Here is a 25,338-nt window from a genome sequence, read left to right on the forward strand (position 1 = left end):
ACCAACGCAAGGACCACCCATGGGACAGATGATTGACGGACGCTGGCACGCCGGCGAGGCGACCGAGGCCAGCAAGGGCGGCGACTTCCGCCGCCAGGACAGCGGCTTTCGCGACTGGATCACGGCCGACGGCGGCCCCGGTCCCGACGGCCAGCCGGCGGTCCGCGCGGAGCCGGACCGGTTCCACCTCTATGTCAGCCACGCCTGCCCCTGGGCCCACCGCACCCTGATCGTCCGCGCCCTGAAACAGCTCGAGGGCCTGCTGCCGGTGTCGGTGGTCCATCCCCTGATGCGCGACGACGGCTGGACCTTCCGCACCGGCGATGACGCGACCGGCGACCGCGAGAACGGCCTCGATTTCCTGTGGCAGCTCTATGCCAAAGCCCGCCCCGGCTACTCCGGCAAGGTCACCGTCCCCGTGCTCTGGGACCGGCACGAGGGCCGGATCGTCAATAATGAGTTGTCCGAGATCATCCGTATCCTCAACCGCGCCTTCGACGACCTCGGCGCGACGGGTCCGGACCTCTGCCCCCCGGCCCTTCAGGACGAGATCGACCGGGTCAACGCCTTCATCTACGAGGCCGTCAACAACGGCGTCTACCGGGCCGGGTTCGCGACCACGCAACAGGCCTATGAGGCCGCCGTCTTGCCGCTGTTCGAGGCGCTGGACGGGCTGGAAACGCGCCTCGACGCCTCGGACTGGCTGGTCGGCGACCGGATAACCGAGGCCGACATCCGCCTGTTCACCACCCTGATCCGCTTCGACGCCGTCTATCACACCCACTTCAAGTGCAACCTGCGCCGGATCGTCGACTACCCGGCCCTGTCGCGGTTTCTCGCGCGCCTGATGGCCATCCCCGCCATCGCCGGCACCGTCCATTTCGACCCGATCAAGACCCACTACTACGCCAGCCATCTGGACCTGAACCCGTCCGGCATCGTCCCCGCCGGCCCGATCCCGCCCTGGGGCCACAGCGAGGCCTGACCGGGCGGGCCGGACGAGGCCGAAGTCGCCGAAGGGACGGGTGACATGACCGTCGCTTGTCTCGACACTCCCATAGCTTTACGAGGCAGTGGACCAGACGACTTTGCGACGGGATGTTGGGCGACATGAGCGAGAGCAGGAGTCGTGACGAGGTTGCAAATAGCTTGCTCGCCCAGGCACGGAAAAAAGAGACTGCCGGCGATACAGCGGGCGCACTGGATCTCTACGATGCATCTCTTGCGCTCCACCCCGACAACTATATTGCGTACAAGCTGCGCGGGATTTGTTTCTTCAACCTTGGCAATACATCAAAGGCAGTAGAAGACTACAATCGCGCCATTCAACTCTGCCCGGACAATGTCGACCTCCTGTACAACAGGGCCGTCTTCAACAAGGACATGGGCAAGCTCGATGACGCGCTCATCGATCTTTGCGACGCGCTGGTCGGCAACACTGATCATTTCCACGCCCTCCTGTTAAGAGGGGAGATCCTGATCGAGTTTGGTCGTCTCGAAGAGGCGCAGGTCGACTTCGAGCGAGCGAAAGCGATCAATCCCTCGTCAACCCTGGCGCAATATCGTCACGGCAAGGCGGCGCTTTACCAGAAAACCGGTGTGGATAATCGGCAGGCCATTTTCGAGTACGTCTACAGGACGCGGGCCTGGGGAGGGTCTGCCGATCCCTCTGATCCCTACTATTCCGGCTCCGGCACGCGATTGACGTCCCACTCCGGCACCTATCTTCAGGCTGTTTCCGCCTTCCTTCAGCCGCACGAACCCAGGCTGAACGCGGTCGACATCGGTTGTGGTGACTTTGTCATCGGCTCAAGGGTAAGGCCGTTCTGCGCCAACTATATCGCCTGCGATGTCGTCTCGGGTCTCATCGAGCACAACAAGGGACGGTTCGCAGACCTCGACGTCGATTTCCGCGTGCTCGATGCCGTCAACGCCCCCCTGCCGGACGGGGACATCGTCTTCATCAGGGAGGTGCTCCAGCACCTTTCGAACAGCGACATCTCCAGCATCATCTCGAAGGTCAGCCAGACCTACAAATACGCCATCATCACCGAATGCCTCCCCAGCCTCGGCGGCTTCACCCCCAATCTCGACAAGGTGACGAGCGAAAAGATCAGGAACAATGTCAACGGAAGCGGGGTGATCCTGACGGAACCCCCCTTCAACCTGGCCTGTCGCGACGCGCGTCAGCTCTGCATCTCGCCCGACGGCCGGACGTCCCTGGTCACCACCCTGTACAGCTTCCGGGACTAGCCCTGCCGCCCCGCCGCGACGGGCGGCCGTCCCTTGATCTCCCTCCCCGTCCCGGCGAGGGGGGCCGCGCAGCGGCCGGGTGGGGGCGGCCGTCCCTTACTCTCCCTCCCCGTCCCGGGGAGGGGGGCCGCGCAGCGGCCGGGTGGGGGCGGCCACCTCAAGCTCCCGAAGTATAAACTCCATCACCTCCGGAAGATGATCCCGCACGCTCGCGGCCGGGATCCGCAGCGTTTTCAGCCCGTGTCGCGCCAGGGCAGCATCCCGTTGCCGGTCCCAGTCGCCGCGCCCCTCATGGGAACCGCCATCGACCTCCACGATCAGGTTCCGCGAAAGACAGACGAAATCCAGATAGTAGCCCAGCAGAGGATGCTGCCGGCGGAAGTGAAACCCCTGCCCGCGCAGCCGGCGCAGCGAAATCCATAGCCGCGCCTCCGGCGGACTCATGGCCTTCCTCATGGCCCTGGCCTTCGCGATCCTCGCCATACTGGGCCGCCCCCACCCGGTCTCGCTTCGCTCGACCACCCTCCCCTGAAGGGGAGGGACAGGCAAGGTCCCGCCTTCATTCCCCCTCCCCCGACGGGGGCGAAGGTCGTACGCCCCTCTCCCTCCCCCGCAGGGGGAGGGTGGTCGCGCAGCGACCGGGTGGGGGCGGCAAGGCAGGCCACCCCGCAGGGGGAGGGAGACGCCGGACCGCATATTCCCTCTCCCTCCCCTTCAGGGGAGGGTGGTCGAGCGCAGCGAGGCCGGGTGGGGGCGGCCGATGAACCTCACCCCCTTGTCATCCCGGCCGAAGCGCAGCCTTGTCATCCCCGACGGAGCGAAGCGAAGATCGGGGACGGGATGGTCCTCTCACCCCGTGTCCCCTCCCGGACATCGCGCTTGCGATGATCCGGGAGACGGCCCGAGGCCCCGCCCGTCTCCCGGATCGCCGCTGCGCGTCGTCCGGGAGGTGCGTCTCAGAGGTCTACCCGTCCCGGATCATCGCTGGCGCGATGTCGGGGATGACAAGGCCCCCCGTCTCCTCCCCGTCGCGAAGCGATGGGGAGGGGGACCGCGAAGCGGTGGAGGGGTTCTGGCCCGCGCACAGTGCCTGGTTGAAGAGCCCCTCCGTCACTCCGCTACCGCGCCGCGCCCATCGCAGAGGATCGTATACGATCCTCGCGATACCCCACCGCTTCGCGACGGGGAGGAGACCCCGCTAAAGTCCGCTATGGGTGGAAAGCGGTCATAGCCGTCGGTGCCTTCTCTACAACGTAATCCACTTGTCCGATCGATCTGGCTCGGTAGAGCCTTGGCTGTTATGGCTAAGCTTATGGCACCCTTCATCGAGACTCTCCGGAAAGGCGGCCCGGCGTTCACCGTCGAAGACATAGACAGCGGCTTTCTCATCCACCTGGTCGAGGGACGCGAAAGCGGCTTCAACGAGATCGCCCGGCTCGTAATGGACAACGCCGGCCCGGACTACTCGGCATTCCCCCGCTCCGACGGTCGCGGCGGCTACGATTGCGTGCACGTCATCCTGCACGAGAGGTAGGGCAAGGTCTGCAACGGGTCTGGATCGGTCATGACCGTCCAGGCGCAAAGCAGCGCCTATCCCTGAATATGTGAACTTGAGCTTACGCTCAGCGCCGCTCGATGGTCACGCCGTCCGGCGCGGGCAGCGCGGTGAGCCGGGCCTTGGCCACTGCGTCGCCCAGACCGTAGGCGTCCAGGAAAGCCTCAGTGGCCTCGATCAGCACGGCGAAGTCCGCGTCGTCGGCGTTGGCGACGAGTTCGTGGTCCGCCCCGGAGAAGGTGATCATCGTCTTGTCGCCCACGGGGCTCAGTTCATACGGATGGCGATGATCTGAAGGATCGGTGACGAAGCCCTGCACCCGGTCTTGGTCGCCGCTCACGAGCAGCAGCGGCCCGGTCAGTCCTTGATAAGTCTCTGGCTGGACCAAGGGAGGCACGTCGCCCGCCGTAGAAAACGCGATCACGCCCTTGACCTCGGGATCGCCGAGCGGCCCCGCCACTGTCACGGCCCCGCCCGCGATCATCGACATGAGCGAGCCGAACGAATGGCCCGCCACAACGATCGGCCTGCTGGCATGGGTCTGTCGGGCGAAGCCTCGCGCAACCGCCAGATCGGTCAGCCGCGTCGTGAACGCTTGGCCGTTGTCGTACTGAGCGTGCTGCGGATGGCGCAGCGAATCGACATGCAAAGGCGCGATGACCGTGAACCCGTGAGAGGCCCAGGCGGACAGGATGCGTTGATAGGCGGCGGGCGAACCATTGAAGCCGTGGCTGTACACGACGATGCCCTTCTCCTTTGGCGCGGCCCAGACGTTCAGATCGATGGTCCGACCGTCAGGAGCGGGGAGCATGACGTGGCTAGGCTCAATCTCGGCGATCGCGGCCACTGGGGCAGCCTGAAGGGCGAAGGCTGGGACAAGGGGCGCAGCCGTCAAACTCACGCCAATGAGAAAAGCCCGTAAAAGCATTGTGTTCACTCTCTGAGGTCTTATCCACTAGGCACCGACCGCCGCCTTGATACGGGCCAAAACCGGTATCCGCCAGAACGAAAACGGCCATCGTTCATGACGGCTTATGGTCAACCTCAAGGGTTCTGTTTGTCCAGCGCATGCCGATCACCTCGTGGCTGCCGGTCGTAAGATCCGCCGTCTCTTGTGACACAGAGGAACGGCCTCGCCGCAACACCTCCACAGTCAGGGTAGGCCATGTGGGATGAAGGCGAACTGGTCTGAAGTCGCGTTTGGGTCGGGATCACCCGTCAGCGCCGGCACCGAAAACAGACATCGCCGTCGACCACAACGCTGGGTGGCCCCCCCTTACCCCCCCACCGCCTGCGCGATCCCGGCCAGCAAACTCGCAGCCGTCACCGGCTTGGCCACATGCAGATCGGCCCCCGCGGCCAGGGCCTCATACCGGTGCTGGGCCATGGTTCCGGCATGCGCCAAACTCAGACCGACGCCCTCACCAGCGCCCGGACCAGTTCCAGCAGCATTTCCGCCGGGTCCCGGTCGGCCAGCATCTCGGCGCTCGCGAACGCCCCGTTGATCACGACCGCCAGCTGCGCCCCCAGCATCTCCGGCCGGCGGGCCCCCAGCCGCAGCGCCAGCCCATCCAGACGCTGGCGTAACTCGGCCTTGTGACGCCGCGCCACCATCCGCGCCGGATGGTCGGCCTCGGCGAATTCGGCGGCGACATTGATCTGGGGACAGCCCCGGTAGCGGGGTCGGGTCAGGCGCTCGGCGATCCATCCGATCTGGGCGTCCAGTTCGTCGCCCGCGCTCTCCCGATGCCCCGCCGACACCGCGTCCCAGACCGCCCAGAACTCGGCATCCTCGCGTTCGAGGAAGGCCACGACCAGATCGTCCTTGCTGGGGAAATGGCGATACAGACTGGTCTTGGCGATCCCGGCCTCGGCCACCACCAGATCGACGCCCACCGCGCGCACGCCGTGCCCGTAGAACAGCCGGCTGGCGGTCTCGAGGATCCGCTCGCGCACATCGGTGGACGCCTTCGCGGTCGCCGGCGCGTCTTCGGTGGAACGGGTCATGATCGGTCTCCTGAACCGACCCTACCAGCGTCCCGGTTGACGCGCTACCGAACTGTCTGTATCGCCAGTCAAACAGACAGGTCTGTAGCGCCAATGGATGACCCCATGCCCCACCCCGCGATCCCGCCCCGCATCGCGGTCTATGGCGCGGCCGGTCACACCGGGCGGTTCGTCGTACGGGCCCTCCTCGACCGGGGGTTCGCGGTGCTCGCCCTGGGCCGCGACGCGGGCCGCCTCGACCAGGCCGGACTGCCGGCCGGAGTGCAGACCGGTGTGGCCGATCTGGCGGACCGGGCGGCGCTGGATCACCACCTCGCCGCGACCTTCGCCGTCGTCAATTGCGCCGGGCCCTTCCTCGACACCGCGGGCCCGCTCGCGGACGCCGCCCTTCGCGCCGGCGTCCACTATCTTGATGTGACGGCCGAACAGGACAGCGCCCGACGCCTGCATGATCGCGCGGCCGAGGCCCGGTCGGCCGGAATCGTGATGATCCCGGCGATGAGTTTCTGGGGCGGTCTCGCGGACCTTCTAGTCACCGCCACCCTCGCGGACTGGACCCACGCCGACGCGATCCGCATCGGGGCCGCGCTGGACAGCTGGGAACCGACCCCGGGCACCCGATTGACAGGCCAGCGCAACACGGTCCCCCGGCTGACGGTCTCGGACGGGCGATTGTCTCCCCTCACGGGCCCGGCCGGTCCCGAGACCTGGGCGTTCGGCGGCGGCTTCGGGACCCAGGACATGGTCGAACTGCCCTTCTCCGAAATGATCCTGATCGCGTCACACCTGACCGTGCCGACCGTCCGGCATTTCCTGAACGCCGCACCCCTGGCGGATCTGCGCAACCCCGACACGCCCCCGCCGACGCCCCGGGATTCGTCCGGGCGGTCCGCCCAGAGGTTCCGGGTCGAGGTCGAGGTGCGGCAGGGCGAGGTCGTGCGTCGCGCCGCCGTGGAGGGCCGCGACATCTACGGCGTGACCGGCCCCATCGTGGCCGAGGCCGTGACGCAGATGGTCCTCAACCCGCCCCCACCCGGCGTCCACGCCCCCGGCGCCGTGTTCGACGCCCCGGCCTTCCTGAAGGCCCTTGAGCCGCACCTGTTGTGAGGCGTAACCCCTACCCCCCCACCGCCTGCGCGATCCCCGCCAGCAAACTCGCCGCCGTCACCGGCTTGGCCACATGCAGATCGGCCCCCGCCGCCAGGGCCTCGTACCGGTGCTGGGCCATGGCGTTGGCGCTCAGCATGATGACCGGGGTGCGGTTGGCGGCGGCCTCGGCGGCGCGGATGGCGCGGGTGGCGGTCAGGCCGTCCATCACCGGCATCTGCATGTCCATCAGGATGACGTCGAAGGTCCCGCTGGCGGCGGCGGCGACCGCCAGGGCCCCGTTCTCCACCGTGGTCACCTCGGCCCCCGTGGCCCCCAGGATCAGCTGGACCACCCTCTGGTTGGTCGGATGGTCCTCGGCCAGCAGCACCCGCAGGCGCCGGCGCGGCCCCATACCCTCATCCGGGGCCGAGACCGGCAGACCGGACACCGCCCCCGTCCCTCCGCTCTCCATCCCGGCAAAGTCCTCCAGCGCCACCACCCGCTGCAGCGGCAGGGTCAGGGTGAAGGTGCTGCCCTCGCCCGGACAGGACCGGGCCTCGACCACCCCGCCCATCATCTCGGCCAGCGACCGGCAGATCGACAGGCCCAGACCCGAGCCGCCGAACCGGCGGGTGATCGACGCATCGGCCTGGCTGAAGCGCTGGAACAGGGTCGCTCCGGTGGCGGCGTCGAACCCCACCCCGGTGTCGCTGACCACCACCGTCAGCTCGCCCTCGCCCTCGGCCTCGCCGGTGACGTCCCAGTCGACCGTGATCCCGCCGCGCTCGGTGAACTTGACCGCATTGGACAGCAGGTTGCACACGATCTGGCCGATGCGGGTGCTGTCCCCCAGGAAGACGCCGCGCGCCCCGGGGCCCCGGCGCTCCTCGAAGGCCAGACCCTTTTCCGCCGCCCGGTTGTGGGCCAGATCGATGACGCCGCCCAGCGCCTGTTCCAGATCGAAGCGGCGGGCCTCGATGTCCAGCCGCCCGGACTCGACCTTGGACACATCCAGAATGTCGGACACCAGCCGCTCCAGCGTCACGCCCGAGGACTGGATCAGATCGACCATCTCGCGCTGTTCGGGGGTCAGTTCGGTGCGGCGCAGGGCGTCGACGATGCCGATCACTCCGTTCAGCGGCGTGCGGATCTCGTGGCTCATATTGGCGAGGAAGTCGCTCTTGGCCCGGCTGGCCGCCTCGGCCGCCGCCTTGGCCTCGATCAGGGCCTGTTCGGCCGCCGCCCGGTCGGTGATGTCGCGGGCCACGGCATAGATGCGGTCGCCATGCCGCTGGGCGCGCCATTCGACGCGGCGATAGGTGCCGTTCTTGTGGCGATAGCGGTTGGTGAAGGCCAGCGGGGTCGCCCCCGGGGCGCGCGTCTCGACCTCGACAATACTCCCCTGCGTCGCCGGCAGGTCGTCGGGATGGACCAGGGGGGCCAGCCGCCCGCCCTCGATCTCTTCGGGCTTCCAGCCCAGCACCGTCTCCCACGACCGGCTGACCTTCAGCACCGTGCCGTCCAGCGCCCGGATGCACAGCATGTCCAGCGACACGTCGAAGAAGGTCGCCAGATCGGCCTCGGTCAGCAGGGAACGCGAGGCGGCGGGAAACACAGACGCAAGTGCCGTCGCCGTGCCGCTCATGCTCGTCGTCCCCCGTCCGGATTGCCCTGGTCGGCGAACCCTAGGCTGTAGCGGTTAAGAGCCCCCTTCACCCGGGGTGACAATCGCGACCGGACCGAAGATTTTTTCGAACGCCGTTCTCAGGGCCGCGTCCGCCTCGGCCATCGGCGTGGTCAGGCCCAGGTCCAGCAGGCTGGTGACCCCGTGTTCGGCAATGCCGCACGGCACGATCCCGCCGAAATGATCCAGATCGGGGTCGATGTTCAGGCTGATGCCGTGGAAGCTGACCCATTTGCGGACCTTGACGCCGATCGCGGCGATCTTGTCCTCGCGGCTCCACCCGGGGCCTTTCCTTTCGACCCAGACCCCGACCCGGCCCTCGCGGGGGCCCGCCTCGATGCCGAAGGTGTCCAGCGTCGCGATCAGCCAGGCCTCCAGCCCGCGCACGAAGCCGCGGACATCCTTGCCGCGCGCATTCAGGTCCAGCATCAGATAGGCCACCCTCTGGCCGGGCCCGTGATAGGTGAACTGCCCGCCCCGGCCGGTGCGGTGCACCGGAAACCGGTCGGGCTGCAGCAGGTCGCCGTCCCTGGCCGAAACGCCGGCCGTATAGAGGGGCGGATGCTCCAGCAGCCAGACCCGCTCGGGGGCCTCGCCCGCTGCGATCGCCGCCACCCGCGCCTCCATGGCGGCGACGGCGTCGTCATAGGGGACCTGTCCCGGGCTCACGACCCATTCGACGGCCTGGGCGTCGGCGCGGAACAGGCGCGATTCGGCCGGAATGGACGGGGGATTTAACGGCTCGGCAAGCATGATGCGTCCAATGTGTCCCGGGGGCCCGGCATTGCAAGTGCGGTCGCGCGGACACCCCATGCGTCCGGAGTCGTCTTGAGCCAGGTTGATGCCGTCAATGTCGAGCTGTCCGTGGTGCTGGGCCGTTCGGTCCTGCCCATGTCCCAGCTGCTGAAAATGGGCCGCGGGGCCGTGATTCCGCTCGACGCCTGCGAAAGCGACGAGGTCTGGATCCTCGCCAACAACCACCCCGTGGCGCGCGGCGTCATCGAGATCAACGACGACCGCATCGCCATCACCGTGACCCGCCCGGCCGACGTCTACGACTTCATGGCCGGCGCCGCCTAGCAAGGCTTCCCTTTCGTTCCTACCTCCGCTATCAGCCCCCTCCGATGCGAGCGGTCGTGGCGGAATTGGTAGACGCGCAGCGTTGAGGTCGCTGTGGGGCAACCCGTGGAAGTTCGAGTCTTCTCGACCGCACCATCTGACGAAGGATGAAGAATCGGCGCTACCACGCTGATTTATCTGAAGGGAGGCCCCGCGTGAGCGACAGACCTGCCCCTTCGGACTCCAACGTCACCGAGGACCACGAGGCCCTCGACGAGGACTACGTCCTCACCGCCGCCTTCGTCGAGAAGGTGGTCGATGCCGCCGATGACGGCGACGGCCTGCGCCTCCGGTCCCTGCTGGAGGACCTCCACCCCGCCGACGTCGCCGACCTGATGGGCTTCCTGACGGCCGAGCACCGCGCCGTGGTCGTTCTCTGGCTGCCCCCCGAGCTCCTCGCCGAGACCCTGCCCGAGCTGGACGACGGCATCCGCGAGGAGGTGCTGGAGCGCGTCGCCCCCGGCACCCTGGCCGAGGCCCTGCAGGAACTGGACTCCGACGACGCCGCCGCCGTGGTCGAGGACCTCGAGGACGACCAGCGCGAAAAGGTCCTGGCCGCCATGCCGGCCCCCGACCGCGCCGCCATCGAGAACTCCCTCGGCTATGCCGAGGACAGCGCCGGCCGTCTGATGCAGCGCGAGGTCATGGCCGCCCCCCAGTTCTGGAGCGTCGGCGACACCATCGACCACGTCCGGGCCCAGGGCGAGGACCTGCCGGAACTCTTCTTCGACATCTATGTCGTCGATCCCCTGAACCGCCCGATCGGCGGCATCCCCATCAGCGGTCTCCTGCGCGCCTCACGGGCCATGAAACTGGCGGACCTCATGGAACCCGTGAACGGCATCGCCGCCGACACGGACCAGGAAGAGGTCGCCTACATCTTCGAGAAATATCACCTGATCTCCGCCCCCGTCGTGGACGCCGGCGGCCGGCTGGTTGGCCAGATTACGGTCGATGACATCGTCAATATCATCCAGGAAGAGAACCGCGAGGACATCCTGCAACTCGCCGGCGTGTCCGATGAAAGCCGCGGTGCGGGGGTCTTCGGCGTGGTCCGGTCGCGGATCCCCTGGCTGATCGTCAACCTCGGCACCGCGATCTTTGCCTCTCTGGTAATCGGACAGTTCGCCGACGAACTGGAAGCGCTCGTCTATCTGGCCATCCTCATGCCTGTCGTCGCGTCTATCGGCGGCAACTCCGGAACCCAGGCCCTGACGGTGGCGGTGCGTTCCCTGGCCTCTCGCGAACTGACATCCGCCAACGCCCCCCGAATTCTGGGCCGGGAAGTGATGGTGGGCCTCTTCAACGGGGTTTGCATCGGCACCCTTCTGGGTGGTGTGGCCTGGGTCTGGTTCCGCGAGCCCCTGCTGTCCCTGACCATTGGTCTGGCCGTGCTGATCAATCTCGTCGCGGCCTCCCTCGCCGGAACGCTGGTCCCCCTCGCCCTGGACCGGCTTGACCGGGACCCCGCCGTCGCCTCCCCCGTTTTTGTGACCTGGATCACAGATACCGTGGGTTTTCTCTCCTTCCTGGGCCTCGCCGGGATCATCCTGTTGTAAGACGGGTCGGAACGGCGCCACCCTTGCTCCTCCGTCCACAGGGCAACAGCGCCCTGTCTCGATTTGGGTCAATATTGGTGTCCGACACTGCCAGACCAGGCTTGAAGACCTCCCGCGAAGGGATCGTGCTGATCAAGAGCTTCGAGGGCTTCCGCCCCCGGGCGATCCGGCGCGAGGATGGCGGCTGGGTCATCGGCTATGGCCACACGCTGTCGGCCCGCGAAGGCGCGACGGTCTCGGAAGCCGACGCCGAGCTTCTCCTGCGCTATGATCTGCTGCCGGTCGAGAAGTCCGTCAACGAGACTGTCCCGTCTTCCCTGAACCAGCATCAGTTCGACGCCCTCGTCAGCTTCGCCCTCTCCCTGGGCCTTGAACGCTTCGCCGCCTCCGACGTCCTCGCCCGCCTGACCTCCGGTGCGCCCGAGGCGGCCGCCGAGGCGATGATGGGCTGGCCCGAGCCCCTTCTTCGTGAGTCCGCCCTGCGCCGCCGAGCCGCCGAGCGTGCCCTGTTCATTGCCGACCCGGCCGGCCCGGTTGCGCTCAGTGATCTGCTGGCAGCTCCCCTTCTCGTGCCGGTCAACGAAAGCACGTCCCAGACCGGGGCGGAGCAGCTCGAGCCGGAGGCCATGGCACCCGTTTCTCCGGGAGAGCTTGAGCGCGAGGCCCGGGAAGCCATATCCGAAGAGACCGCGACCGGGCCCGACGCACGCAGCGCTGCCGTCTCGGCCCTGCTCGGAGAGTCCATCACCACGGACGAGACCAAAGCCGACCCGGTCGCCATCATCCCGACCTTCGCCGATCCTGAGATATCGGAACCCGTCACGCCCGCAGCGACCGGTCAGGCGGATCCGGACGCTTTGCCGGATGCGGGTGCCACCGGTGAGCCGGCCGCTGAAAGCCCTGATCTGCCGCTGGAGCAAGACGAGCCCCCTTCAGCGACGGCACCGCAGGATCAGGAAGACGGTACAGCTCTGCCCCCCGCTGCGGCCCCGCGTCCTGCAGCGACGGATCCCATCGCCCTGGCGGTTGCCCGCTATGCACCGTACAGCGCCGCCATGGTGGGGCCACTCCCCTACCTCCTGCCTGCCGCCCCCCGGATCGAGCTGGCTGAACAGACGACTGCGGTCGACTCCGTCAACTACGGTGAGCCCGTAGCGCCCGAACCCGCCTTGGCTGAACCGACGGGCACCGACGCTACGGACACCAGCGCCCCCTTGAATCAGGCACCCGACCCCGAGCCAGAACCGGAACCGGAACCGGAGCCCGCAGCTGTCCCGCAACCCGAGCTCCGGACGATCTCATTCGCCTCGTCCCAGCCTGAGCAAGGCCCCTCCGACGCGGCACCGGAAACGCCTTCCGTGGGCACACTGATCCTGACGCCGCTTCAGGACGCGTTCGAGCCCGCTCCAGTCCGCCCGCTCTGGACGCCGGAGCAGCGCCCCGAGCCGGAGGTGACCGCCCAGACCGGCCTGTTCGGAGAGGACCTTGTCCTGACCCAGGGTGGCGGAGCGCTCCTCCGACATGAGGTCGAACCCACGGTCCCTGCGCGCTTCGACTGGAGCGAAACCGGGCCGTTCGTATTCATGGGCGGGGTCGGCCTGGTATCTTTCGGAGCCTCGATGGCGGCTTTCCGGCGCGCGGCCGAACAGTCCGGAGGCGGCGAGCTGACCATCATCGGCTGGGTTCTGGCGCTGATCGGCCTGGCGTGCGTCGGTGTGTCCTCCTTCAACCTTTATCGGCGCTGGGGCCTTCCCGGAGGCGATTGACCCCCTCCCCGGCCATGACGGGATCGTGCTAGGCCGCTCGGCATGAGCATCCCCAACGCACCCCAATCCATGGAATTCGGCCTCGGCGAGACTGCCGACGCGATCCGCGACACCACGGCCCGCTGGGCCGCCGACCGGCTGGCCCCCCTGGCCTCCGAGATCGACGAAACCAACACCTTCCGCCGCGACCTGTGGCCCGAGATGGGCGACCTGGGCCTGCACGGCATCACGGTCGAGGAAGAGTGGGGCGGCCTCGGCCTCGGCTATCTCGAACACGTCGTGGCCATGGAGGAAGTCTCCCGCGCCTCGGCCTCGATCGGCCTCAGCTACGGGGCCCACTCCAACCTGTGCGTCAACCAGATCCGCCGCTGGGGCAGCGATGATCAGAAGCGCCGCTACCTGCCGAAGCTGATCTCGGGCGAGCATGTCGGCTCCCTGGCCATGTCCGAAGCCGGGTCCGGCTCCGACGTCATCTCGATGCGCACCCAGGCCCGCAAGGTCGGCGACCGCTATGTGCTGAACGGGACGAAGTTCTGGATCACCAACGCCCCCTCTGCCGACACCCTTGTGGTCTATGCCAAGTCCGATCCTGACGCCGGATCGAGGGGCGTAACGGCTTTCCTGATCGAGAAAGGCATGAAGGGCTTCAGCGTCTCGAAGAAGCTCGACAAGATGGGCATGCGCGGCTCAGACACCGCAGAGCTTGTATTCGAGGACTGCGAGGTTCCCGAGGAGAACGTCATGGGTCCCGTTGGTGGCGGAGCCGGCGTCCTCATGAGCGGCCTCGACTACGAGCGGGCTGTCCTGGCCGCCGGTCCGCTGGGCATCATGCAGGCAGCACTCGATGTGGTCCTGCCCTACGTGCGCGAGCGCCAGCAGTTCGGCAAGCCGATCGGCAGCTTCCAGCTGATGCAGGGCAAGATCGCTGACATGTATGTCGCCCTGAACAGTGCCCGGACCTATGTCTATGCCGTGGCCAAGGCCTGCGACGCGGGCCTGACCACCCGCTACGATGCGGCCGGCGCGATCCTTCTGGCCTCGGAGAACGCCGTCAAGGTTTCACTGGAGGCCGTCCAGGCCCTGGGTGGTGCTGGCTACACGAAAGACTGGCCCGTCGAGCGGCTTGTACGCGACGCCAAACTCTATGACATCGGAGCCGGCACCAATGAGATCCGGCGGTTCCTGATCGGACGGGAACTGCTCGGCAACTAGGGAACCACGACCTGCGTGCGACGATTGTGTGCGTGAAGGAGTCACAGTCATGCCAGCCAGGTCTGCTGCCCAGCAAAAGGCCGCCGGAGCCGCCCTCTCTGCCAAGCGTGGAGACACTCCCCGATCCCGCCTTAAGGGGGCCTCCAGTGAGATGGTTGAGTCGATGAGTGAAAGCCAGCTCGAAGAGTTCGCGCACACCCCGCGCAAGGGCAAACCGGAACACGCATCCGGGGACTAGGAAGCGAGGTCTTCAAGCCCCCGCCGTCGAGACACGCACGACCCTGATGCGCACACCGGGACGGTGATGCATGTCTCAATGTTAAGTAGCGATACCGTTCGCGCGGAGTTACAGAGCCTTCAATCCCCTAGCGAGCCTCGTCGCCTGATGCCCGACTATGATTTTCAGAGCGACGTGCGTCCCTTCTCACGGGTGCTCGATGATATTGGAGCCAGGGAGGACCCGAAACTCTATCTCGGGGAACTGGTCAACGCCTTTGGCGAGCGCGGCTTCGGAGCGCTGATGGTGTTCTTCGGAGTGATCAATGCGATCGCCTCGCCCATCCCCGGATCGACCACCATCCTCGGCCTCCCGATGCTGCTGATATGCCTGCAGCTGGTCATTCGCGGGGACCAGCTCTGGATGCCCCGCTGGGCCCTCAAGCGCAGCCTGCCGCGAGAGAGCTATCGGGCGACAATCGCCAGGGTCCGGCGCCCACTGCACGCGGTTGAACGACTCTCGCGGCCCCGGTTGGGCTTTATGAGCAGTGAGCTGGCGGAAGTGCTGATCGGAATCATCACCACGCTCCTCACCCTCATCGTGATGTTGCCGATCTTCGGCGGAAACCTGTTTCCGTCGCTGTTCGTCGCCCTCTTCGGCTTTGGCCTGATGCAGAGGGACGGGCTCCTGATCATGGCCGCGTGGCTGGGGGTCGCCGGCTTCTGCATCTTTGTCTGGGCCGCGTGGGAGCTGATCTCACGCCTGTTCCTCGCCAGTACCGGAAGCCTTCAGGCAGCCTGGGCCTGGGTGCAGGGGCTCTTCTGACAGCAAAAAGGGCCGCCGGATGATCCGGCGGCCCTCATTGTCTGACCGCAGCACGGTCGGACCTTAGCAGCCTGAAAGGATCAGGCCCGGACCTCGCGAGAGGACCAAGCTTTGGTCACCGTACGGGTTTGGGACAATGAGATCACTTGATCACCTCCTTTCGACTGTTGAACAGGGAGGGTGAAGGTAGGGCCGCTTTGGCGGTTTCGCAAAGGTCTGATGCCGACTTCGTGATCTTCCCCGGCAGCACGCAAAACGCCGGGGGTATGCACCCCCGGCGTTCCGCCGTGTCTTACTGGAACAGCGACAGAAGGATCTGCGGCGACTGGTTGGCGATGCCCAGCGCCTGAACGCCCAGTTGCTGCTTCGTCTGCAACGACTGGAGCTTGGCGCTCTCTTTCGCCAGATCGGCATCCACCAGATTTCCCACCCCGGACTCCAGCGCATCCGTCAGTTTCCCGACAAAGGTGCGATGGGTGTCGAGCGCCTTCGCCTTCGTCCCGAGCCGCGCGAGCGCACCCGAGACGTTGTCGATGGAAGCCGTCACCAGACCCAGGGCCGTGGAGGCCAGGGTCGAAGTCCCGATGGTCGTGGTGGTCGTCACGGTAACGTTGGTCGAACCCAGGGCGAGAACCTCGGCCCCGACCGTCAGACCTCCGGTGCCCGCCGCATTTGCCAGAGCCTGGAAGCCGGTCGCACCGGTCTTCAACAGATTGATGCCATTGAAGTCGGCGTTGTTGGCTACCGAATTGATCTGGTCGCGAAGGGCCTTGAAATCCTCGTTCAGCGCGGACCTTGATGCCGTCTGCAGCGACTTGTCCGTCGCCGCCAGTGCCTTCTCCTTCAATTGCAGCAAGAGATCAGAGATGCTCTCGCCCGCTGCCAGGCTCACGTCGACCGCCGATACGCCGCGGTCGAGCGAGGATTTCACCGCCCCCAGGGCGCCGATGTCGGCCCGTTGACCCTGGGCAATTGCCCAGATGGCTCCGTTGTCCTTGGCATTGGCAACCTTTTTCCCGGTGTTGATCCGGGTCTGGGTCGCCGCCAGCTCGACGTTGGTGGCGTTGAGGTTTTGCAGCGCGATCAGTGCGCCAACGTTCGTATTGACCGAATTGGCCATGAGACAGTCCTTCCATTCTGGTCGGGGGGGACGGCCTTCTGGCCGCTGAACCGGTTCTGGTCCTGCGCGCGAATACGCAAGGACCAGGCCGGACCAATCAGATTGAAAAGACTAGGAAAATTTCAGGCCTGGCGGCCGCGGCACGGCAATTTCTCGCCGGTGAAGGCCAAATTTTCCGGGTCAGGCGGCCTGGGATGGGGCCGGCGCGAGGCCCTGCATGATCGACCGATTGATGTCGATCAGCGTCTCGAAATCCTCCTCGCCCCGCATCACGGCCGAGGAGTGCCGGCTCACGAACAGACTGATCGAGATGATCTGGGCGCGCAGCGGCAGGTTCAGCTTGTTGTCAGGATCGGAGCAGTCGGTCGCCAGGACAGACCAGAGGCGCCGGTTCCAATCGAGGGCATCTATGCGTGTCTTGACGTCGGACGGATCAACGGTGGCGGCATGCATGAGCGCACGGGTCACCTGACCGAACAGCCTGTACTCGGTTTCACGCGGGGTCTCGGTGCGGCTCGAGGCCTGAGCGTACGCCTTGAGCATCAGAGCAGGCTTTCCTCGTAGTCGACGATCTTCCGGGCGGCCATCAGCGCCTTGTAGTACTCACGCGCCAGCACGTGCTTCGACGTTGCAACGCACTCGGCCATGATCTGCGGATTGCGCGTTGCCCCCATGAACTCGGACAGACGGGTCACGAACTCGTCGTAGACCTTCGGGGCCGAGGCCTCGTCGAGGTACATCATCATGACGGGGAAATAGATGCGCTTGGCCGGAGTGGTCACCTCCGACAGCTGCATGATGTCCTTCTCGCGCAGGACTGATGCCTTGTTCTGAAGGATCAGCACACCCCGCCGGTCTCCGTTCTGCACGACGGCACCATTCAGAACGAACTTCTCGCCGGGCTTAAGGGACAGTTTCAAGGGCATGACGAGGCCTCCTCCACCCGCAAGCGTGACATAGCCGCAGGATGACTGACACAGCCTAAACAGCCGTGGTTAATCTTGTCTTCCCTCATCCGCAACCAGTGCCTGTGTGGGGTTCTCTCCGTTCCACAGCCACCGCCCGCGCCGCGCGCTGGCGGAACAGGGCGCACGGACGACGCGTTGATGGTCCGAACAGGAGGCGACCATGCCAGGTTTGGACGATCAGGATCAATCGGAAGTGTTCGACGAGGACAATACCGATGCAAGTGAGACCGGTGGTGTCACCAACGAGCTCAAGACCTTTGAGGAACAGCCCGAAGTCCTTGACCTTACGGTCCCAGAGGGCGACGCAGACGAGAACCTCCTCGAAGATACTGGTCAAGACGTCGACAATACGGCTGTGTTTGACCGGGCTCAGGACGGGCCCACGCCCGCCCCCGGCATCAGCGACGATCCCGTCGGGGGCGCAGGAGCCGATACCGGGACCGCCGCAAGTGGCGAGGTCGAACTGGTCTATGCCGGTTCTCTGGACGAGGCGCAGGAGGTACAGGCCAGCGCCGCTCAATGGGAAGCCAGGCAACTCGATGACGATGATATCGCGGATCTGGGTTACGGCCCTGAAGGAGACGAACATTGACCACCAAAGACCAGAAGACTGCTCCCGTGTCCGGCCCTGAGCGGGAGGAGGACAGCAACACGCCTTACGCGCGCCCCTCAGACCGGATGCAGCCCGACTACGACCAGTTGGACGCAAGGAAGAAGGATGGGGAAGACCGCCAGGAAGCGCTCCTTGACGAGGCGGTCGAGGAGACCTTCCCCGCCAGTGACCCGGTATCCGCCAAGCGGATCACCTGACCGGGAAACTGATCATTGTTAACCGGCCCCATCATCGGCTAGGCGTGGATCACCACAACGGAGCAGTCGATGATGGGGTCGAACGACCGGTTCGAGGGCACCTCGAACTATATCGCCACGCAGGATCTCAAGATCGCCGTCAATGCTGCGGTCGCCTTGGAACGCCCCCTTCTCATCAAGGGCGAGCCCGGAACGGGGAAAACCGTTCTGGCCTATGAGATGGCGGCGGCCCTTAAGGCCCCGCTCATAACGTGGCACATCAAATCCACCACCAAGGCCCACAACGGCCTTTATGAATACGACGCGGTCAGCCGCCTCAGGGACAGCCAGCTCGGGGACTCCCGGGTTCAGGACGTGCGCAACTACCTGAAGCCCGGCAAGCTCTGGGAGGCGTTCACCAGCCCGACCCGTCCCATTCTCCTGATTGACGAGATCGACAAGGCGGACATCGAGTTTCCCAACGACCTCCTGCAGGAGCTCGACCGCATGGAGTTCTACGTCCAGGAAACAGACGAGACCATCCGGGCGGCCGTCAGACCCATTGTCATCATCACCTCCAACAATGAAAAAGAGCTTCCGGACGCTTTCCTGCGCCGCTGCTTCTTCCACTACATCCGCTTTCCGGACGATGAGACGATGAAGGCCATCGTCGAGGTCCACTTCCCGGGCATCAAGCCCCGCCTCGTTTCGGAAGCGCTCAGGACCTTCTACGAGATACGTGACACGCCAGGCCTGAAAAAAAAGCCTTCCACCTCAGAACTGCTGGACTGGCTCAAGCTTCTGATGGTGGACGATGTCCAGCCTGAAACCCTCAGGGAGCGGTCTCCCAACAAGCTGATTCCTCCGCTGCATGGCGCCCTGCTGAAGAACGAGCAGGACATCCATCTCTTCGAGCGCCTCGCCTTCCTCAACCGCCGTGAAGGTTCCCGGCCTGGAACCTGAATGATGCGGAGCGTCGGACACCCCACGGACAGGATATCGCCGGGCCCGTTACAGCAATTTCACTGGAAAGCCTGCGGCTTTTGTTCAGGATGAGCGCCTGAAGAGGATTCTCTGGATGCGCCTGCGTCTCGTTACAATCTTTGCAGCCTCGCTCCTGACTGTCGCGTGCGACGGCGAGAACTCGGTTCACATCTCCAGTACGACCAGCGATACCCAGTCTCGCGGCGTACTGAAGGTGGTTGATACCCTGCAATGCCCCGAGACGATCGGCGTTCTGACCCGAAAGGGCTCGGCCCATGACGGCGGCAGTACCTGCCTCTACAGTGGACCGAGGGGCGCGGTCGTATCCCTGCAACTCGTTCGCCTCGAATCGCGCACACCGGCTGAAGTGCTGGATGAGGTTCGCGCCACCCTGGCCGCCGACATGCCCCATACTTCTGCCGGGCTGAAAGCGGCGGCGGGGGCCGCCGAAGCCGAGCGTGCGGCCGACACTGCAGCTGCCGCCGCTGATGGTGCCCGCGATGAGGCGGAACGGGCCAGGGCTGAGGCTGCAGCGGTCTCCGGCGACAGGGCGAGGATCGCTGCGCCGGGCCTGTCCGTCGACGCCGGGGGCGACAAGGCGACGGTCCGTCTGCCCGGCATGACCGTCGACGCCGACGGGGACAAGGCCAGTGTCCGGTTCGGCAGCTTCACCATCAATGCCGACAACGCCGGAGAGACGGTGGACATCCAGTCGGAGGACGAGGCTGTGCGCATCCAGGCCCACGATGAGGCCGCGGAAGTCCATACGCGCGCACCGGGTGACGCTATTCGAACGACCTATATCCTGACCGACAGCCGGCCGGCCGACGCGGGCTGGCGGCTGGTTGGCTACGAGGCACGCGGCCCCGTGGGGGGCCCTGTCGTGATTGCCACCGTCCATGCCAAGGACCGCGACGGCGACACTGTCTTCGAGGCTGCGAAGGATCTCGTCACACTGAACGTGGGCGAATAGCCGCCTACGCTTGATCCCGGCCGCCGGATGGGTCACCTGACCTGCCATTCGCCGTCTGGATCATGCCCGTGGCTGTCTCGCCTGCCCCTCGTTCCTCCGCCGCCTCCCGCAGTTCCACAAAGGCCCCGCGCGCCTGGCAGAGGATGCTGTCCGGACGCCGGCTGGATCTTCTTGACCCCTCCCCTTTCGACATCGAGATCGAGGACATCGCCCACGGACTGGCCCGCGTCGCCCGCTGGAATGGCCAGACGACGGGGGAACATGCCTTTTCGGTCGCCCAGCATTCCTGCATCGTGGAAGAGATCGCCGCCCACATCCGGCCGGGTCTGGAGCCGAAATGGCGTTTGGCGGCCCTGCTGCACGACGCCTCGGAATATGTGATCGGTGACATGATCTCCCCCTTCAAGGCGGCGCTGGGGGTCAGCTACAAATCCTTCGAGGCGCGCCTGGAGGATGCCATCCATGTGCGGTTCGGTTTGCCCCCCCGCACGCCGGCCCCGGTGAAGGCCCTGATCAAGTCCGCCGATAAGGCCTGCGCCTATTTCGAGGCGACCCAGTTGGCCGGCTTCTCGAAAAAGGAGTCCCTGGGCTTCTTCGGCGCACCGCCGGCCGGCTACGATCTGGTGATCGATCCCCTGCCCGCACCGTTGGCCCAGCAGCGCTATCTGGAGCGCTACAGGGTGCTGGCCGAGGCTGTGGGCATCCTCCCGGCCGCCGACGCCTGGCACACGGAATAGACCGATGTCCTGGGGCGGTGAGCAGGGCGTCCGGATCAGTCTGTCGGCGGTCGTCATGGCCCTGCGCCGCAATGTTCTGTGCGTTCTGACGACCGAAGACGCCGACCATGCACTCGCCCTGCCGTCCGGACCGTTCGACCCCGCGAACGACCGGACCTTTGAACGGGCGCTGCGGGCGTTCGTGACGGCCCAGACCGGGTTTGGCCTCGGCTTTGTGGAGCAACTCTACACGTTCGGCGATGCGGGCCGTGAAGCGCCACGCGCGACGCCGGGTCCGGATCGGCGAAGAGAGATCTCGGTCGGCTATCTGGCCCTGACAGACGAGGCCGTAGACATGGAGCCCCCGGGGGCCCGCTGGACGCCGGTGCTCGACATCTTTCCCTGGGAAGATCGCAGAAGCGGCTCACCTGCATCACTGCAGATGATCATGCCGGCCTTGAGCCAGTGGGCCCAGGATGATCCCCCGCGCGCCAGCCGCCTCGAGACCCTCCTGCCCGTCCTCCAGACCGGGCGCTGGGACGAAGCACGCGTGCTCGAGCGCTATGAACTGCTCTACGAGGCGGGCCTGGTGGCGGAAGCGGCGCGCGACCGCGATCTCACGCCGGAGCTGGCCCTGGGTGACCGGTCGATGGCGTCAGACCATCGGCGCATTCTCGCGACCGGCCTCGGCCGCCTGCGCAGCAAGCTTCGCTATCGTCCGGTTCTGTTCGAACTGGCCCCCCCGACGTTCACCCTGTCGGCCCTTCAGGCGGCGGCCGAAGCGGTTGTCGGGCTCAAGCTGCACAAACAGAATTTCCGCCGCGGCGTGGAGCGAACCGGCCTCGTCGAAGCGACAGGTCGAGTGTCAACCGGGACCGGTGGCCGCCCGGCCGAGCTGTTTCGCTATACCGGGGCCGGCCCCGGTGACGGCCAGGCGCCGGGTCTCGCCCTGCCGACCCTTCGCTGAGGCCGACAGACGCGAGGGAAAATGCATGCGAGCGCTTGCAGGTCTCACCCCGGCCCATTACAGAACCCCCTCGCTTTCGACCGAGCGCACGACGGCCCCGCGGAGAGGTGGCAGAGTGGTCGAATGTACCGCACTCGAAATGCGGCGTGCCTTTACGGGTACCGTGGGTTCGAATCCCACCCTCTCCGCCACCGGCCATCTTCAGCGTATCCACCGGGATGCGCCGACGTCCAGGAAGACTCTGGTTTTAATAACGTTTCCGTACGCCTGCGTGTGGACGGGGTTCTATTCGACTGACATAGTCCGGCTCTTGAACGTGGGTAGGATCGGGGGTCAGATTGCGACTTCAACATCGCCTGAGCGCGCTCGCCGTGACGCGCCAGAAGTTGCCCGGGATGTATGCGGACGGGGGCGGCCTCTACCTTCAGGTTAGCCGAAGCGGATCAAAATCGTGGATCTTTCGGTTCGCGATGGAAGGCCGAGAGCGGGAAATGGGGCTTGGCCCCCTCAATACCGTGAGCCTGTCCGAGGCGCGAGACCTCGCGCTCGAGGCCCGGAAGCAGAAACTTCGGGGCATCGACCCTATCGAAGCCCGCAAGGCCGAGCGCGCCTCAAGGAAGCTTGAGGACGCCAAGGCGGTCACCTTCACTCAGGCTGCCGACGCCTACATCAAGGCCAACAAGATCGCCTGGAAGAACCCGAAGCACGCTGCCCAGTGGGAGGCGACCCTGGCCACCTATGCGAAGCCGTTCTTCGGCGACTTCGCTGTGGCCAGGGTCGACACCACCCTCGTACTGAAGGCGATTGAGCCCATCTGGACGACCAAGCCCGAGACGGCCAGCCGGCTTCGGGGCCGGATTGAGACGGTTCTGGACTGGGCCACCGTGCGTGGCTTTCGGCAGGGCGAGAACCCCGCGCGCTGGCGCGGGCATCTCGACAAGCTTCTGCCTCCAAAGGCGAAGGTTCGAACGGTCGAGCATCACGCCGCCCTCCCCCATGGCGAACTTCCGGCCTTCATGGCTGAGTTGGTCCTTCAGAAGGGTATCGCCGCCCGCGCACTGGAGTTCGCCATTCTGACAGCCGCCCGCACCGGCGAGGTGATCGGGGCCACATGGGCGGAGATTGATCTGGACGCCCAGATCTGGACCATTCCGAAGGAGCGAATGAAGGCCGGTCGGGAACACCGGGTCCCGTTGAACCCACGCTGCATTGCCGTTCTGACCGAAATGGCGGCCGTGCAGACCTCCGAGTTCGTCTTCCCGGGCGGCAAGGCCGAGCGACCGCTCAGCAATATGGCGATGCTCAACGCCCTGAAGCGGATGGGCCGGGCGTCTCTGACAACGCACGGCTTCCGCAGCTCATTCAGGGACTGGGCTGCTGAAAACACCGACTATCCCGGAGAGGTGGTGGAGATGGCTCTGGCCCACACCATCGGCAACAAGGTCGAAGCGGCCTATCGCCGGGGCGATCTGTTCGAAAAGCGGAAAGGACTCATGGGCGATTGGTGGCGTTTCTCAACGACGGGACATGCCAGTGCCAGTGAAGCCAGCACGGAACTCGAAGCGCTCCCCTGATCACGTTCGGCCGTTAAATCCGGAGCGGGCAATCCTGATAGCCCTCGGCACGAGTGAGGCGATTGCAATCAAGCACTGCCAGACCGAAGGCCTTCGACAAGACATTTGGCGTGATGTCAGCAGGCTCGCACGTGGTGATGCCGGATCTCAGCTTCCCTGGGCAAAACTGCCTATTGATCAAGTGAGCGAAAAGTCACAGAGGGCACTCAAGGCCCGCGTTGCCTCACAATTGGTATCCAGTATCAGGCACAAGGCGAGAAGCAACCGCCGCATCAGCGCTTCCGACCTCGATGATGCCCTGTACGGCATGATCGTAACGATGAACAACTTGGCAACTATGGGCGAAGATCGCGGGGGATACTTCGGGCTCGTTGCCCGGGGCGATCTTGCGAAAGACAGTAGCTCACGAGGCGGGGGCCACACCCCTTCGGCCAGATGGAAGATTCCTGCGAGGGAGATTTTTGAGACGCTCCGGGCCAACGGAGAGCCGGACAAGGCACCCGGGGCTTGGGTCTCGCAGATCTGCAAGGAAGCCGAAAGGCACCAGAAGGGCTCAACCTCTTCCTGGCCCAGCTCGGAAACCCTGTCGCGGGCTGTCAGCGGCTGGCTTAAGAAGGAATCCGAGCTCCCGCCGGACTAATGCTGTCAGCAAGCACTTCCCAACAGGAGCGGCGCGGGCGTCCTCGAATGCGCCCGGATACGGTTGTGTCTCCAACCCCACGGAGAACACATGATCACCTCCTCATTCCCCAAGATGGCCCTTTCCGTCGACGAGTTTTGCGCAGCCTGCTCGATAGGTCGCAGCACCTTCTATGAGAACGTGAAGACTGGCCGCATCCGCGTGCTCAAGGCTGGCAAGCGGACCCTGATCGCCTCGACCGAGGCCCAGCGCTGGCTGGACAGCCTCGCCGCCGACTGACCGCTCGCGCGGTCCCTACCCCGATAACAACCTAGTCCGAGAGGCCCCGCCATATGGCGGAGGAACGAACATGCTTGCCCTATATCCACCCTCGCCCAGTGAAGCGGCGAACGCCAAGTTCAGATGGATCGACCAGGTCTGCACAGACCTCAAGGTCGGCCATCTTTCCTGCCGGATCGCCTCACTGATGGTCCGCTACTTCAACGCCAAAGCGGGCTGCGCCTGGCCCAGCCAGAGCAGGCTGGCGGACGCCGCCGGCGTCACGGTCCGATCCGTACAGAACGCGCTCAAAGCGCTCGCGCGTCGGGGCCACCTTTCGATCCTCAAACGCAGGGGACAGGTCAATCGCTACCAGTTCAAACTGGCGAAAGCCGGTTCGCCTCCGGCTGCCGAACAGGCGAACGGCCGTTCCAAAAGTGGCGAACCGAGCTTCGCCCGATTCCATGAGACTCCATTAAAGGGGCCCGACGCGATCGAACGCGCCGCGTATGGCCGTGGGCTTCAGGACCTGGCAGCCCGGATCGCTGCCGGTGATCCCGGTTTCTCCAGCCGGCAGATCGTCAGATGAGAACGCCAGAAGCCATGTCCCGAGGCGCAGGTCGGGTGGCCTACCTCGCCGTCCGCCCTCAGGTGGAGGAGTTGCTCGCGAGCGGCTACGACGTCGCCACCATCTATGCCCGGCTCTCAGCCGGGATGCCGGTCGGCTACAAGCAGTTCGCCAAATACGTCCAGCGGTTCAGCGACGATCACAAGGTTCGCCCCCATGGATGGGAGCCGCGTCGAAAGCCGGTCGCACGCGCCAGGCCGGCCTACGTCGCGCCACAGACACCTCCCAAGCCGCCCCGGCCGCCCCTGCCTTCAGCCGCCGAACAGGCGATCACCGAGCAGATCCCGATCACATGGTCGGACGGGGAGCTCTTCTCATGAGCCCTCCGAATACGACGCTTAAACCAGCGAGAACTTGCGCGAAGTCTGGCCATGTCTGGCCACTCAACGCGACCCAGGGCGAACTGTGGAGCGGCACCGGGCCGTTTGCCCATTG

The 25,338-nt window shown here is 65.7% G+C and carries 28 protein-coding genes and 2 tRNA genes; 22 read left to right on the top strand and 8 right to left on the bottom strand.

The genetic code is table 11. From position 1 onward, the window contains the following. Positions 1-19: 19 nt before the first annotated feature. Both SJY26_RS14895 and SJY26_RS14900 read left to right on the top strand, forming a co-directional pair. Positions 20-985, top strand: a complete 966-nt coding sequence (locus SJY26_RS14895; protein WP_396593779.1) for a glutathione S-transferase family protein — start codon at positions 20-22, stop codon at positions 983-985. Between the two features lie 125 nt (positions 986-1,110). After that, positions 1,111-2,253 carry a tetratricopeptide repeat protein gene (locus SJY26_RS14900; protein ID WP_396593780.1) on the top strand — a complete coding sequence of 381 codons (1,143 nt, stop codon included), beginning with the start codon at positions 1,111-1,113 and terminating at the stop codon, positions 2,251-2,253. 96 nt (positions 2,254-2,349) lie between these two features. Here SJY26_RS14900 and SJY26_RS14905 read toward each other — a convergent pair whose 3' ends face one another. Further along, positions 2,350-2,697: an endonuclease domain-containing protein gene (locus SJY26_RS14905; RefSeq protein WP_396593781.1), complete on the bottom strand. Its 348-nt coding sequence runs from the start codon at positions 2,695-2,697 to the stop codon at positions 2,350-2,352. 868 nt (positions 2,698-3,565) lie between these two features. Between SJY26_RS14905 and SJY26_RS14910 the strand changes: the two genes are divergently transcribed. Beyond that, the gene (locus tag SJY26_RS14910) at positions 3,566-3,787 is read left to right on the top strand and encodes a hypothetical protein (protein ID WP_396593782.1); all 222 of its coding nucleotides are present in this window, start codon (positions 3,566-3,568) and stop codon (positions 3,785-3,787) included. A gap of 88 nt (positions 3,788-3,875) precedes the next feature. Here the strand turns inward: SJY26_RS14910 and SJY26_RS14915 are convergent, their stop codons facing one another. Beyond that, complete coding sequence (locus SJY26_RS14915; RefSeq protein ID WP_396593783.1) at positions 3,876-4,655, bottom strand: alpha/beta hydrolase family protein; 780 nt, start codon at positions 4,653-4,655, stop codon at positions 3,876-3,878. Positions 4,656-5,215: 560 nt separating this feature from the next. Further along, positions 5,216-5,815, bottom strand: a complete 600-nt coding sequence (locus SJY26_RS14920; RefSeq protein ID WP_396593784.1) for a TetR/AcrR family transcriptional regulator — start codon at positions 5,813-5,815, stop codon at positions 5,216-5,218. A 105-nt stretch (positions 5,816-5,920) separates the two neighbouring features. Here SJY26_RS14920 and SJY26_RS14925 point away from each other — a divergent pair, with 105 nt between their 5' ends. Then, a complete protein-coding gene (locus tag SJY26_RS14925; RefSeq protein ID WP_396593785.1) occupies positions 5,921-6,922 on the top strand; it encodes a saccharopine dehydrogenase NADP-binding domain-containing protein in 1,002 nt (333 codons plus the stop codon). Positions 6,923-6,932: 10 nt separating this feature from the next. Here the strand turns inward: SJY26_RS14925 and SJY26_RS14930 are convergent, their stop codons facing one another. Next, positions 6,933-8,549 carry an ATP-binding protein gene (locus SJY26_RS14930; RefSeq protein ID WP_396593786.1) on the bottom strand — a complete coding sequence of 539 codons (1,617 nt, stop codon included), beginning with the start codon at positions 8,547-8,549 and terminating at the stop codon, positions 6,933-6,935. A 54-nt stretch (positions 8,550-8,603) separates the two neighbouring features. After that, complete coding sequence (lipB, locus tag SJY26_RS14935; RefSeq protein WP_396593787.1) at positions 8,604-9,341, bottom strand: lipoyl(octanoyl) transferase LipB; 738 nt, start codon at positions 9,339-9,341, stop codon at positions 8,604-8,606. A 30-nt stretch (positions 9,342-9,371) separates the two neighbouring features. On the opposite strand from lipB, the gene SJY26_RS14940 reads away from it, so the two are divergent. The 7 genes from SJY26_RS14940 (at position 9,372) to SJY26_RS14970 (ending at position 15,286) form a co-directional block, all read left to right on the top strand. Next, on the top strand, positions 9,372-9,668 hold the full coding sequence (locus SJY26_RS14940; RefSeq protein ID WP_396595776.1) for a FliM/FliN family flagellar motor switch protein: 297 nt from the start codon (positions 9,372-9,374) through the stop codon (positions 9,666-9,668). Positions 9,669-9,718: 50 nt separating this feature from the next. Then, positions 9,719-9,803: transfer RNA gene (locus tag SJY26_RS14945), tRNA-Leu, on the top strand. Positions 9,804-9,862: 59 nt separating this feature from the next. Beyond that, a complete protein-coding gene (mgtE, locus tag SJY26_RS14950; protein WP_396593788.1) occupies positions 9,863-11,266 on the top strand; it encodes a magnesium transporter in 1,404 nt (467 codons plus the stop codon). A 101-nt stretch (positions 11,267-11,367) separates the two neighbouring features. Continuing rightward, positions 11,368-13,032, top strand: coding sequence for a lysozyme (locus SJY26_RS14955; protein ID WP_396593789.1), 1,665 nt, complete (start codon positions 11,368-11,370; stop codon positions 13,030-13,032). A gap of 42 nt (positions 13,033-13,074) precedes the next feature. Next, on the top strand, positions 13,075-14,244 hold the full coding sequence (locus SJY26_RS14960) for an isovaleryl-CoA dehydrogenase (protein ID WP_396593790.1): 1,170 nt from the start codon (positions 13,075-13,077) through the stop codon (positions 14,242-14,244). 49 nt (positions 14,245-14,293) lie between these two features. Next, positions 14,294-14,482 (top strand): DUF3008 family protein, encoded by a 189-nt coding sequence (locus SJY26_RS14965; RefSeq protein WP_396593791.1) that lies wholly within the window; start codon positions 14,294-14,296, stop codon positions 14,480-14,482. 147 nt (positions 14,483-14,629) lie between these two features. Then, positions 14,630-15,286 (top strand): exopolysaccharide biosynthesis protein, encoded by a 657-nt coding sequence (locus SJY26_RS14970; RefSeq protein WP_396593792.1) that lies wholly within the window; start codon positions 14,630-14,632, stop codon positions 15,284-15,286. 292 nt (positions 15,287-15,578) lie between these two features. Here SJY26_RS14970 and SJY26_RS14975 read toward each other — a convergent pair whose 3' ends face one another. From SJY26_RS14975 to flbT, 3 genes are all read right to left on the bottom strand, one after another. Beyond that, complete coding sequence (locus tag SJY26_RS14975) at positions 15,579-16,406, bottom strand: flagellin (protein ID WP_396593793.1); 828 nt, start codon at positions 16,404-16,406, stop codon at positions 15,579-15,581. A 180-nt stretch (positions 16,407-16,586) separates the two neighbouring features. Next, a complete protein-coding gene (flaF, locus tag SJY26_RS14980) occupies positions 16,587-16,952 on the bottom strand; it encodes a flagellar biosynthesis regulator FlaF (RefSeq protein ID WP_396595777.1) in 366 nt (121 codons plus the stop codon). Continuing rightward, complete coding sequence (gene flbT, locus SJY26_RS14985; RefSeq protein ID WP_396593794.1) at positions 16,949-17,332, bottom strand: flagellar biosynthesis repressor FlbT; 384 nt, start codon at positions 17,330-17,332, stop codon at positions 16,949-16,951. The genes flaF and flbT overlap by 4 nt, the downstream gene beginning before the upstream one ends. A 202-nt stretch (positions 17,333-17,534) precedes the next feature. Between flbT and SJY26_RS14990 the strand changes: the two genes are divergently transcribed. The 11 genes from SJY26_RS14990 to SJY26_RS15040 all read left to right on the top strand — a co-directional run bounded on the left by SJY26_RS14990 (position 17,535) and on the right by SJY26_RS15040 (position 25,223). Beyond that, entirely contained in the window at positions 17,535-17,966 is a 432-nt protein-coding gene (locus SJY26_RS14990) for a hypothetical protein (protein ID WP_396593795.1), read from the top strand. Continuing rightward, positions 17,963-18,184, top strand: coding sequence for a hypothetical protein (locus tag SJY26_RS14995; RefSeq protein ID WP_396593796.1), 222 nt, complete (start codon positions 17,963-17,965; stop codon positions 18,182-18,184). Before SJY26_RS14990 ends, SJY26_RS14995 begins: the two co-directional genes overlap by 4 nt. A 72-nt stretch (positions 18,185-18,256) precedes the next feature. After that, positions 18,257-19,126 (top strand): AAA family ATPase, encoded by an 870-nt coding sequence (locus SJY26_RS15000; protein ID WP_396595778.1) that lies wholly within the window; start codon positions 18,257-18,259, stop codon positions 19,124-19,126. A gap of 115 nt (positions 19,127-19,241) precedes the next feature. Further along, on the top strand, positions 19,242-20,120 hold the full coding sequence (locus tag SJY26_RS15005) for a methyltransferase type 11 (protein ID WP_396593797.1): 879 nt from the start codon (positions 19,242-19,244) through the stop codon (positions 20,118-20,120). A gap of 143 nt (positions 20,121-20,263) precedes the next feature. Further along, positions 20,264-20,857 carry an HD domain-containing protein gene (locus SJY26_RS15010; RefSeq protein ID WP_396593798.1) on the top strand — a complete coding sequence of 198 codons (594 nt, stop codon included), beginning with the start codon at positions 20,264-20,266 and terminating at the stop codon, positions 20,855-20,857. 4 nt (positions 20,858-20,861) lie between these two features. After that, a complete protein-coding gene (locus SJY26_RS15015; RefSeq protein WP_396593799.1) occupies positions 20,862-21,803 on the top strand; it encodes an NrtR DNA-binding winged helix domain-containing protein in 942 nt (313 codons plus the stop codon). A 101-nt stretch (positions 21,804-21,904) separates the two neighbouring features. Beyond that, a tRNA-Ser gene (locus SJY26_RS15020) sits at positions 21,905-21,994 on the top strand. A 180-nt stretch (positions 21,995-22,174) separates the two neighbouring features. Beyond that, positions 22,175-23,377, top strand: a complete 1,203-nt coding sequence (locus tag SJY26_RS15025; RefSeq protein WP_396595779.1) for a tyrosine-type recombinase/integrase — start codon at positions 22,175-22,177, stop codon at positions 23,375-23,377. A gap of 730 nt (positions 23,378-24,107) precedes the next feature. Beyond that, on the top strand, positions 24,108-24,296 hold the full coding sequence (locus SJY26_RS15030; protein WP_396593800.1) for an excisionase family DNA-binding protein: 189 nt from the start codon (positions 24,108-24,110) through the stop codon (positions 24,294-24,296). Between the two features lie 187 nt (positions 24,297-24,483). After that, positions 24,484-24,864, top strand: a complete 381-nt coding sequence (locus tag SJY26_RS15035) for a helix-turn-helix domain-containing protein (RefSeq protein ID WP_396593801.1) — start codon at positions 24,484-24,486, stop codon at positions 24,862-24,864. Positions 24,865-24,878: 14 nt separating this feature from the next. Next, positions 24,879-25,223, top strand: coding sequence for a TraK family protein (locus SJY26_RS15040; protein WP_396593802.1), 345 nt, complete (start codon positions 24,879-24,881; stop codon positions 25,221-25,223). The last annotated feature ends 115 nt before the right edge of the window (positions 25,224-25,338 follow it).

Source organism: Brevundimonas sp. R86498, from assembly GCF_044598075.1.
GTDB lineage: Bacteria > Pseudomonadota > Alphaproteobacteria > Caulobacterales > Caulobacteraceae > Brevundimonas.